General features: G+C 65.4%; 9 protein-coding genes and 2 pseudogenes. 2 read left to right on the top strand and 9 right to left on the bottom strand.

The annotated features are described in order from the left end of the window. Together Q427_RS21980 and Q427_RS21975 are read left to right on the top strand one after the other, a co-directional pair. A partial coding sequence (locus Q427_RS21980; protein WP_043517304.1) for an electron transfer flavoprotein subunit beta/FixA family protein occupies positions 1–376 on the top strand: 376 nt, incomplete at its 5' end. Between the two features lie 42 nt (positions 377–418). Beyond that, positions 419–1,381 carry an electron transfer flavoprotein subunit alpha/FixB family protein gene (locus tag Q427_RS21975; RefSeq protein WP_043517294.1) on the top strand — a complete coding sequence of 321 codons (963 nt, stop codon included), beginning with the start codon at positions 419–421 and terminating at the stop codon, positions 1,379–1,381. Between the two features lie 69 nt (positions 1,382–1,450). On the opposite strand, the gene Q427_RS34605 is transcribed toward Q427_RS21975, so the two are convergent. The 9 genes and pseudogenes from Q427_RS34605 to Q427_RS21945 all read right to left on the bottom strand — a co-directional run bounded on the left by Q427_RS34605 (position 1,451) and on the right by Q427_RS21945 (position 10,537). Beyond that, a complete protein-coding gene (locus Q427_RS34605) occupies positions 1,451–2,026 on the bottom strand; it encodes an acyl-CoA dehydrogenase (protein ID WP_231613848.1) in 576 nt (191 codons plus the stop codon). Beyond that, a complete protein-coding gene (locus tag Q427_RS34600; protein ID WP_231613847.1) occupies positions 2,002–2,568 on the bottom strand; it encodes an acyl-CoA dehydrogenase family protein in 567 nt (188 codons plus the stop codon). Before Q427_RS34600 ends, Q427_RS34605 begins: the two co-directional genes overlap by 25 nt. Positions 2,569–2,599: 31 nt before the next feature. Continuing rightward, positions 2,600–3,795, bottom strand: a pseudogene (locus tag Q427_RS21965) (acyl-CoA dehydrogenase family protein). Between the two features lie 28 nt (positions 3,796–3,823). Further along, positions 3,824–5,134: an enoyl-CoA hydratase/isomerase family protein gene (locus Q427_RS21960; RefSeq protein ID WP_231613849.1), complete on the bottom strand. Its 1,311-nt coding sequence runs from the start codon at positions 5,132–5,134 to the stop codon at positions 3,824–3,826. Between the two features lie 154 nt (positions 5,135–5,288). Then, positions 5,289–6,545, bottom strand: a complete 1,257-nt coding sequence (locus Q427_RS21955) for a TRAP transporter permease (RefSeq protein WP_331280684.1) — start codon at positions 6,543–6,545, stop codon at positions 5,289–5,291. A gap of 20 nt (positions 6,546–6,565) precedes the next feature. Further along, positions 6,566–7,078, bottom strand: a complete 513-nt coding sequence (locus tag Q427_RS36480) for a TRAP transporter large permease subunit (RefSeq protein ID WP_331280683.1) — start codon at positions 7,076–7,078, stop codon at positions 6,566–6,568. Beyond that, positions 7,021–7,311 carry a hypothetical protein gene (locus Q427_RS34590; RefSeq protein ID WP_231613845.1) on the bottom strand — a complete coding sequence of 97 codons (291 nt, stop codon included), beginning with the start codon at positions 7,309–7,311 and terminating at the stop codon, positions 7,021–7,023. The genes Q427_RS36480 and Q427_RS34590 overlap by 58 nt, the downstream gene beginning before the upstream one ends. 66 nt (positions 7,312–7,377) lie before the next feature. Beyond that, positions 7,378–8,537: pseudogene (locus Q427_RS21950) on the bottom strand (TAXI family TRAP transporter solute-binding subunit). 278 nt (positions 8,538–8,815) lie between these two features. Further along, positions 8,816–10,537: a SulP family inorganic anion transporter gene (locus tag Q427_RS21945; RefSeq protein WP_043517292.1), complete on the bottom strand. Its 1,722-nt coding sequence runs from the start codon at positions 10,535–10,537 to the stop codon at positions 8,816–8,818. Between the last annotated feature and the right edge of the window lie 11 nt (positions 10,538–10,548).

The following is a 10,548-nucleotide window of genomic DNA, read 5'->3' as shown; positions in this document are numbered from 1 at the left end:
CCAGACCGGCCAGATGCTCGCCGCCCTGAGCGGCCTGTCCCAGGGCACCTTTGCGTCTGAAGTGGTGGTCGACAATGACAAGGTCCAGGTAACCCGCGAGATCGACGGCGGCCTGCAGACCGTCGAACTGACCCTGCCGGCCATCGTCACCACCGACCTGCGTCTCAACGAGCCGCGCTACGCCAAGTTGCCCGACATCATGAAGGCCAAGAAGAAGCCGATGGACATCAAGACCCCGGCGGACCTGGGCGTCGAGGTGGCCTCGAAGGTCACGCTGCTCAAGGTCGAATCCCCGGCCGAGCGCAAGGGCGGCATCAAGGTGGGCTCCGTGGACGAGCTCGTGGACAAATTGAAAAACGAAGCCAAAGTCCTTTGACAACAGTACTTTGACAGCAGTGCTTTGAAGGGAGCTGATTTTATGAGCATTCTGGTACTTGCAGAACATCACGACGGCCAGCTCGCTGGCGCCACCGCCCACGTGGTCGCGGCGGCCCAGGCCATCCAGCAGGACAGCGGTGGTGACATCGACATCCTGGTGGCCGGCGAGAACGTCGGTGCCGTGGCCGAGGCTGCCGCCAAGCTGGACGGCGTGGCCAAGGTCCGCGTGGCCGACAACGCCGCCTATGCCCACCAGTTGGCCGAGCCGTTGAGTACGCTTCTGGTCGAACTGGCCGGCGACTACAGCCACGTGCTGGCTGCCGCCTCGACTACCGGCAAGAACGTGCTGCCGCGCCTCGCCGCGCTCAAGGACGTCAGCCAGATCTCCGAGATCGTCGAGGTGGTCGACGCCGACACCTTCAAGCGCCCGATCTACGCCGGCAACGCCGTCGCCACGGTGCAGAGCGCCGACAGCCTCAAGGTGATCACCGTGCGCAGCACCGGCTTCGATGCCGTTGGCTCTTTTCAAGATCAGGGTGGCAGCGCCGCTATCGAGGCGGTGGACCTGTCTTTCACGAATGGGGCCGACAACACCCAGTCCATCTTCGTCAAGCAGGAGCTGGCTGCTAGCGACCGTCCCGAGCTGGCCGGTGCCAAGGTGGTCATCTCCGGCGGTCGTGGCATGGGCAGCGGCGAGAACTTCAAGCTGCTCGACGGCATCGCCGACAAGCTGGGTGCCGCCATCGGCGCCTCGCGGGCGGCGGTGGACGCCGGCTTCGTGCCCAACGACATGCAGGTGGGTCAGACCGGCAAGATCGTCGCCCCGGAGCTCTACATCGCCGTGGGCATCTCGGGTGCCATCCAGCACCTGGCGGGCATGAAGGACTCCAAGGTGATCGTGGCGATCAACAAGGACGAGGAGGCGCCGATCTTCCAGGTGGCCGATTACGGCCTGGTTGGCGACCTGTTCGAGATTCTGCCGGAGCTGGAGAGCAAGCTGTAAGGAAAGCGCGGCAACTGTGCCGCTTGATCCTGGAAAAGCAAAGGGCCCCGCGAGGGGCCCTTTTTCGTGTCAAGCGGCGCTCAACTGCTCGCTGACGTACTCGAGGTGGTGATCGCTGTCGCCCAGGTAGTGGTCGAACATCACCAGGTGCTTGGCGTAGTGGGAGACCTGACACTCGTCGGTCATGCCCATGGCGCCATGCAGCTGGATGGCCTGTTCGGCGACGAAGCGGGCGGCTTCCCCGCAGTAGGCCTTGGCCGCGGCGATGCGGTAGTCCCGCTGGGCGACAGGGAGGTCGAGGCTGGTAGCGGCGAGGATCGCCATGGAGCGGGCCTGCTCGAGATGCAGGTGCATGTCGACCATACGGTGCTGCAGCACCTGGAAACTCGAGAGCGGCACACCGAATTGACGACGCTCCTTGAGGAAGGCGAGGGTCTGGTCGCAGCTTGCCTCCATCGCGCCCACCGCATGCGCACAGAGGGCAGCCCTGCCGAGTGCGAAGGTGGCATCGAGGTCGTTGGCGGCATCCTCGCTGAGACAGGCCGTATCGTCCAGTGCCACCCCCTCCAGGAGCAGGTCGCTGGCGGGCTGGCCGTCGATGGTGCGGTAATCGCGGCGGGTCATCCCCGGGGTGGTGGCGGGCACCAGGAAGAGACCCAGGCGCTCTGGCTGATACGGGCGGTGACCAGGACGGCCGCGGCAGAGGCGGCGCCGATGACCAGCTGCTTGCCACCTTCCAGGCGCCAGCCATTGCCCTGGGGGCTGGCGATTGTGGCGATACCATGGGGATCGTAGCGGGCGTCCCTTTCCTGCCACGCCAGCGCCAGCTGGTGCTCGCCCTCCATCAGGGGTGTGAGCCAGCGTGCGCGCTGACCAGGGTCGGGAAGTCGGGCCAGAAGGTCGCCGGGGAGCAGCAGCCCGGCAAGGTAGGGTTCCGGTACCAGGCCGCGTCCCAGCGCCTGCATGATGATCATCAGGTCGGTACCGTCGCCGCCCAGCCCGCCGACAGCCTCGGCGAAGGGCATGTGCAGCAGGCCCAGCTCGGCAAACGTCTGCCACAGTGTCGAGCGCTCGGCGAGTACCGGGTCCAGCTGATTGCCGTGTCGTTCCAGCGGCGTCTGGTCGGCGACCAGGCGCTCCAGGGTATCGGCGAGCATGCGCTGCTCGTCGCTGTAGGAAAAATCCATGGGGGCTCCTTGCATGCCGAGGGTCGGCGATTCACATGCCGAGAATTGTCTTGGCGACGATGCTCTTCTGTATCTCGTTGGCACCGCCGTAGATGGAGAGCTTGCGGCGGTTGAAGTACTGGGCGCTGGCGGCCGCCGCCTCGGAGAGCTCGGGGTCGTCGAGTTCGGCGTCACCGTGAAGAAAATCGGGGAAGAAGGGCAGTGCGGCCGGCCCCAGTGCACGGCGTGTCAGTTCGCTCAGTTCCTGGCGTAGCTCCGAGCCGCGCACCTTCAGCAGGGAGCTCTCCGCGCCGGGAACGCCGCCGTCACGGGCGGCGGCGATGACCCTCAGGTTGGTAACCTCCAGCGCCATCAGCTCCAGCTCCGCCTTGACCACGCGCTGGCGGAAGCTCGGCAGTTCCAGGAGCGGCCTGCCTCGATGCTGGATAGTCGTCGCCAGTGCCTTCAGGTGGCTCAGCGCCTGCTTGGCATGACCCAGGCCGGCGATGCCGGTGCGTTCATGGGTCAGGAGAAACTTGGCACAGGTCCAGCCCTCTCCCTCCTCGCCCACGCGGTTGGTCACCGGTACGCGCACCTCATCGAGAAAGACCTCGTTGACTTCATGGGCGCCATCGAGGGTCACGATCGGGCGCACACTGATACCGGGGCTTGCCATGTCGATCAGCAGGAAGCTGATGCCGGCCTGCTTCTTGGCTTCGGGGTCGGTGCGTACCAGGCAGAACATCCTGTTGGCGTGCTGGCCCAGGGTGGTCCAGGTCTTCTGTCCGCTGACCACGTAGTGGTCGCCATCCCGTACGGCTCGGGTGCGCAGGCCAGCCAGGTCGGAACCAGCGCCGGGCTCGGAGTAGCCTGGCACCACCAGTCGCGGTTGTCGAGGATTCGCGGCAGATAGTGCCGCTGCTGTTCCTCGCTGCCGAACTTCATCAGCACCGGGCCGACCATGCTGACGCCGAAGGGCACCACGGTCGGTGCGTGGGCGGCGGCGCACTCCTCGTCGAAGATGTGACGCTGGACGGGGCTCCACCCCGGGCCGCCATGGGCCTTTGGCCAGTTGGCACCGAGCCATCCGCGCTCGCTCAACAGGTTTTGCCAGCGGATATGGTCATCGGCGGTGAGGCGTCGCCCCAGTCGCACGCGCTCGCGGATGGCGCCGGGCAGGGAGGTATCGAGGAAAGCACGCACTTCCTGGCGGAATGCCTGTTCCTCGGCGGTGAAGGTCAGGTTCATGACGTGCTCTCCGAGGTGTCGGGAATGGTCAGGCTTGCCTGGTGGTGGGGGCCGCCCAGGTGGCGGGGGTAACCCAGAGCTCGATGGCCAGCAGGTCGATGTCGCTGTCGCGGTAGCTCCAGCCCTGCTCCGCCAGCATGAGGCTGGCCTCCTCCATGGCCGCATGGGGGTTGGCGTCGTTGTCGCCTGCCGCCTTCGACAGAGCCGCCAGCAGGCTGCCCCCGGTGCTGACGACCACCCCTTGGCGCAGGGCCTTGAGGAGGTTGGCCACCGCCTGCTGCCCGTGGGCGTCAGCGCCCAGGGAGACCAGCTCCGCCAGTGGCCCCCTGGAGGGCACCACCAGGGCCAGGTCGGCCTCATCGACCCCCTCGAGATGGGTGGCCTCGGTGGCCGTCAGCAGGTCGATACGCAGGCACTGCGGCGGACATGATGCTGAACTGGCACCGGGTGCCACCAGGCAGGCCTGGGTCGCCGAGTCCGGGGAAGCGGTGAGCGTGATGCCGGCGCGCTCGGCGTTACCCTCAAGCTGCCGGAAAAGGGGATGCTCGCCGAATAGTGCGACCTGGGTCAGGGGCGGGGGGCTATTTGCCCCGGGGACCTTGTGGGGGGCCCGGGCGGCAAAGAAGGCGTGGATAAGACCCGCCCGCTGGGGGGAATCCATGCAGGCCAGGAACAGTTCGCGTTCGCGGCGAAGGCCTTCCTCGAGGCTGCCCTCGGTGCTGGCGGCAATGGCCTCGACACAACGAAACGGCGAGAAGAGTTCGGGTGATTCTGCCTCGAGCCTGGCGTGGTAGTCGGCGATGGCCTCGAGATTGGCCTTGGCCGGTGGCAGCTCGCCGGTCACACGGGGCTCGAGCGTGCCCGCGAGCATCTCCCGGACCACTGACAGGCCGGCATCGAGAGGGCTGTCAGCGTCGCGGATGGTATCGATGATGCCAAGTGACAGGGCCTCATCGGCGCTGGCGAAACGCCCGCTGGTGATCAGGTCCAGTGCGGCGTCGACGCCGGCGAGCCTCGGCAATCGCTGGGTACCGCCCGCTCCCGGCAGTAGCCCGAGTTTGACCTCGGGCAGACCCACCCGGGTACCCGGCAGCGCGACCCTTAGCTGGCAACCCAGGGCGACCTCAAGCCCGCCACCGAGTGCCGTGCCGTGAAGTGCCACGACGATGGGCTTGGGGGTGGATTCCAGATGCCTGATGACGTCGGGCAGCAGGGGGGCCTGGGGGGGCTTGCCGAACTCCCGGATATCGGCGCCAGCGATGAAGGTGCGTCCCTTGGCGACAAGTAGCAGGGCGCGGGCCTGGCTGTCCTCGATGCCCCGGGTTACCGCCTCGACCAGCCCCTGTCTTACGGCCTGGCCCAGGGCATTGACGGTGGATTGTCGATGGTGATTACACCGATGTCGTCATGGCGCTGGTAGGTGACCGGTGTCGTCATAAGTCATCACTCGCAGTGTCAGCAGTCAGTTGAAAGGCGTAAGGCATGGGGTGCGCTCATGAGTCGATGGGTGGCGACATGGAGGCCGCACGGGGCCGGGCCTGGTGCTGGCTCCAGCGTGCGAGCAGCACCGCAGGGACCAGGGCGGCGAGGGCGAAGACAAACAGCTCGAGCTGGCTGAGCGGCACCATGCCGCCGCCGGGCAGGGCGAAGAGCAGGCCTGCCGCCAGCACCAGGCCGCGAACGACTGTTTCGTGGATGGCACCGACGCCGAGCCTGCCCACACCCATCAGGTAGCCTTGCATGGCGGAGGCGAACAGTACGATGCCCACCAGCGCCTGGACGAACACCAGGCCAATCTGCAGTGGCTCCCCCTGCATGATCAGTGCCGGGTTGAGCACGAACAGGAAGGGAATGAAGTAGATCACGCTGCCCAGGCGCATGGCCTGCAGGCCGGTGGCCATGGGGCGCGCCCCCGCCACCGTGGCAGCGGCGAAGGCGCCCAGCGCCACCGGTGGGGTGATGAAGCTGAGCATGCCCCAGTAGAGGATGAACATGTGCACGGCCATGGGGTCGAGCCCGCCGCCCTGGATCAGTGCCGGCGCCAGGGCCACCGCAAGGAAAATATAGGCGGCGGTGACGGTCATGCCGATGCCGAGCACGAAGCTGGTCAATGCACCCATGAGCAGCAGCAGCGGCACGCTGCCTCCCGCAATGTGGATGAAGTCGTTGGCGATGGTGCCGGAGAGCCCCGTCATGGAAAGCGCACCGACCAGCATGCCGACGCCGGCCAGGATGGCGATGAGTTCGGCGAACAGCTTGGCGGCTGAGGAGAGTGCTTCGCCAATGTCTTTGAAGCCCCAGCGGTTGTGACGGGAGAACTGGTTGAGTACCAACAGCAGGGCGGTGGCGTAGAAGGGCGCCACGGCTTCCCGCTGCATCACCAGCAGCATCCATACCAGCAGGGCGAAGACGAAGATGAAGTACCAGCCCTCCTTGAGGGTCTGCCACAGCGAGGGCAGCTCCGCGGCGGGCAGGCCCTTGATATCGTGGCGGGCGGCATAGGCATCGATCTGGATGAACAAGCCGAGGAAGTAGAGGATCGAGGGGATCACGGCGGCCAGGGCCACGGCGGAGTACGGCACGTCCAGGAACATCGCCATGACGAAGGCTGTGGCCCCCATCACCGGGGGCATCAGCACGCCACCGGTGGAGGCGCAGGCCTCCACGCCGCCGGAAAAGGAGCGGCCCATGCCGATGCGGCGCATGGCGGGAATCGACAGTACGCCGGTGGTCAGCACGTTGCTGATCACGCTGCCGCTCATCGAGCCCATCAGCCACTGGAGAAGATCGACACCTTGGCGGGCCCGCCGCGAACATGGCCGAGCAGGGCGAAGGCCAGGTTGATGAAGAATTTGCCGCCTCCGCTTTTCTGCAATACCACACCGAAGACCAAAAAGCCGATGACCAGGCCGGCGAAGGCCTGCAGCGGCACCCCCATGATGCTCTCGGTACTCATGGTGTGGTACATGGCCGTCTCCTCCAGGGTGGAGGGGAAGGCCTGGATGGGCCCGGGCATGACGTCTGCAACCAGCGGGTAGAGCGAAAACAGCGAAACGATGACGGCAATGGGCCAACCACCGGCACGGCGGGCTGCCTCCACGATAAGCAGCCACCAGGCATAGCTGGCGATGATGGCGGTATCGGGCGCGGCGAAGGCCCAGCCGCGCTCGAGGATCGACTCGGCATGGTAGACGAAGTAGCCACCGACGATCAGCGTGGCGAGGCTCAGCGCGTAGTCATACCAGGGTATCGAACGGTGCTGCAGTGACGCTTGATCGGCCACAGTAGATAGACCAGGGGCAGCAGCAGCGCTACCACGGCGTAGTAGAACTGGGTCTCAAGACCCGTGATGAAGCGCAGCCAGCCCATGTTGAACAGGTAGTCCAGCGTCATCATCATCAGCACGACCGTCACCGCGCCGGGTATCCAGCGCAGTGCGACGGGAAGCGGACGAATGTGTGTCACCTTTTCCTTGAACTGGCGCGTCGACACGTTTTGGGCGGTGGGGGTCGTCATGGCGGCGTCCGTGAATCGAAAAGGGGGCGGCGAGGCCGCCCCGGGGGTCAGGCTGAGGGGCTCGACTTACTTGAAGACCGGATCGAGCCCTGCATCGTTGAGTGCCTGAGCACGGGCCTGCATCCAGGCATCACGGAACTCGTCCTCATCGTCGGGGGCAGCGGCAAGGAAACCGTCCCAAGTGGCCATGAGCAGCTCCTGGCGCTCCACCAGTGCGTCCTGGTGTGCCTGCATCTCATCCGTCCAGACGCCAATCTCGTCGTAGTACGCTACGACCGCATCGTGGAATGGCACGACCCACTGCAGATCCTGGAACTCGAAGGCATAGCCTACCGCTCCCGGTGCTGCATCCTTGTAATCATCGTAGTTGTCCTGGAGGGCCTTGATCAGGCCATGGGCCACCTTGTCGTCCAGGTCACGGTTGGCGACCACGATGGGGTAGGGATAGCTGGCACTGGGCACGGGGTTGTCGGCACTGACGTTGCCTGCGCCGGCAGTGACCTCATGGGGGCGGAAGTAGGGCGCCACGGCCATCATGCGCTCCCAGCCCTCGGCATAGTCCGGGTCCAGCACCGGCCAGCTGATGCCGCGGGGGCTGCTGGCCAATTGCTGTGCGGGAGGCGTGACGGTGGTGGTGAAGGAAGCATCCACATTGCCGGCAATGATGCCGTCGAAGGAGCGCGAATAGCCGGGGTAATCGACCCGTTCCACGTCATCCCAGGTGAGGCCACCGAAGGCCAGATAGGCTTCCGTGCCCTTGTTCAGGCGTCGTCACCGCGGATGTAAGCGATCCGCTTGCCTTTCAGGTCGGCCGGGGTTTTCACGTCGAGATCTCCCGCCACCGCCAGCGACAGGCCGAAGGAAGCCGTGGAGGTGGTGATCACCCGTATCGGCTGTGGGCCCCAGTCGCGGTCGGCGAACATCATGACGCCTTCTGCGCCGTAGTAGCTGGCAATGCCACAGGCACAGAGGTCGACGCGACCCTGCTTGAGCGGGGTCATGCGGGAGACATCGTTGTCACCCGGCAGGATGCGAACCGAGGTGCCGTATTGGTTCTGCAGCATGTTGCCGATGGCGACGGCCTGGGCGTAACCGCTGGAATTGGTGCCGTAGGCGGTCCATGCCATGGTCCCCGGCAGATCCACCTCGGTGGCTTGGGTAACGCCGGCAGTCAGCAGCGAGAGCGGCAAGGCGGCGGTGATGAGTGAGCGGGAGAGCTGGCGCATATGGCGACTCCATTGGTGAAAAATGCGATTGTTGTTTTGCTATGCGGTATTTGATTCCGAAACCGAGCTCGATACTAGATAAGGCAGTGACGCGGTGTCAACGCATGCTTGTACTTGCCGTGGGGCGTCGACTTCCGCTTGGCGGAACGCAGGCGTCAACCGGTTGATAAATCACCGGAAGGGGAAAGGAACCTGATGCAGAATGGGTCGCGGAAAATGGCAAGATGCGACCAAGGTATAGTCGTCTCACATGTCAGGAGGTGTCCGAGGCCGCGCTGTCACTTCATGGAGTCGGAGGGGCGGGACAGCTCGCGCCAAGCTGCGTAAGTGCTGAGGAATACCCGGCCGGTCATGTCGTCGAGAAAGTCGCTGCGCTTCAACTGGTCCATGACCGGCCCCTTCACTTCGGCCAGGTGCAGCGTCACCCTCGAGTCGGATAGGCGCCCGTTGATGGCGTCGAGGCTCTCCAGGGCGGAGGCGTCGATCAGGTTGACCGCCGAGCAGATAAGCACGACATGCTCGAGCTCGGGATGGGTGGCGACCAGGTCGTAGACGGTGTCCTCCAGGTAGCGGGCATTGGCGAAGTAAAGGCTTTCATCGATGCGCAACAGGGCCAGGTGGCTGACGGTCTCGGTGTCGTGACGCTCGACGTTGCGGAAGTGCTCGGTCTCCGGTATGCGGCCCACCAATGCACTGTGGGGGCGGCTGGTGCGATAGAGGAACAGCCCGATGGAGAGTGCGACACCACTGATGATTCCGGCCTCCACCCCTTCCACCAGGGTCAACAGGATGGTCAGCGCCATGGCGGAGAAGTCGCTGCGGGAGTAACGCCAGGTCTGGCGGATCATGGGGATGTCCACCAGGGTAAGGATGGCCACGGTGATGGTGGCGGCCAGTGTGGCGATGGGCAGATGGTAGAGGGCCGGGGTGAAGTACAGCGTGACTGCGCCGATACCGATGGCGGCAAAAAAGCCGGCAAGCGGTGTGCGGGCTCCTGCATCATAGTTGATCACCGTGCGCGAGAGCCCCCCGGTGACGGGCATGCCGGCAGAGAAAGCCGCTGCCACGTTGGCCCCGCCGAGCCCGATCAGTTCCTGATTGGGAGAGATGCGTTCACGCCGCCTGGCGGCGAGCATCTGCCCCATTGAGATGGACTCCACAAAGCCCACCACGCTGATGAGAAAGGCAGGGATCAACAGGGCTCGCCATAGTGACCCATCGAAGCCGGGAATCGTCAGTGGGGGCAGCCCACGGGGGATGTCGCCGATGACGGCCACACCCTGAGCGGCGAGGTCGAAACGCCAGGTGACCCATGTGGTCACCACCACGGCGAGAACGGGGCCTCCCCGGGTGATCAGGTCGGCCAGGTTGCCGGGCAGGCCGAGTCCACGCAGCGCGCGCTTGCCGCGAAGGCGAAGCAGGATCAGGAATAGAAGGCATCCGCTGCCCATGGCCAGGGTCGGCAGGTGGGCTTGCGGCAGTCCGACGGCAAGCTCCGATATCCTTGGCAACAGCGCCGTGGAGGTGGCCTCGATACCCAGCAGGTGGCCGGCCTGGCTGGCCGCGATGAGGATGCCGGAAGCGGACAGGAAGCCGGCTATCACCGGGTGGCTAAGGAAGTTGGTCAGGAAGCCCATGCGCAGGGCACCCATGATCAACAGGATTAGCCCGGAGAGCAGCGACAGCACCAGGGCGGCCTGGAGATAAGCCGCGCTGCCTGGTGCGGCGACATCGCTCAGGGCTGCCCCGGTCATCAGCGCGATGATCGCGACGGGGCCCACGGCAAGCGTACGGCTGGTGCCCAGCAGCGTATAGGCCAACAGCGGGAGCAGGCTGGCGTAGAGACCCACCACCGGCGGCAGGCCGGCAAGGATGGCGTAAGCCAGGGACTGCGGTATCACCATCATGGTGACGATCGCACCGGCCAGCAGGTCGGCGCCGCACAGCCGGCGGTTGTAGTGGGGCAGCCATGTCAGTATTGGCAGATAGCGTTTGAGCATCCGTTCTCTTC

This window comes from Halomonas sp. BC04, assembly GCF_000568385.1.
Note: the sequence above shows the minus strand (reverse complement) of the source record. Positions and strands in the feature narration are given on the sequence as shown.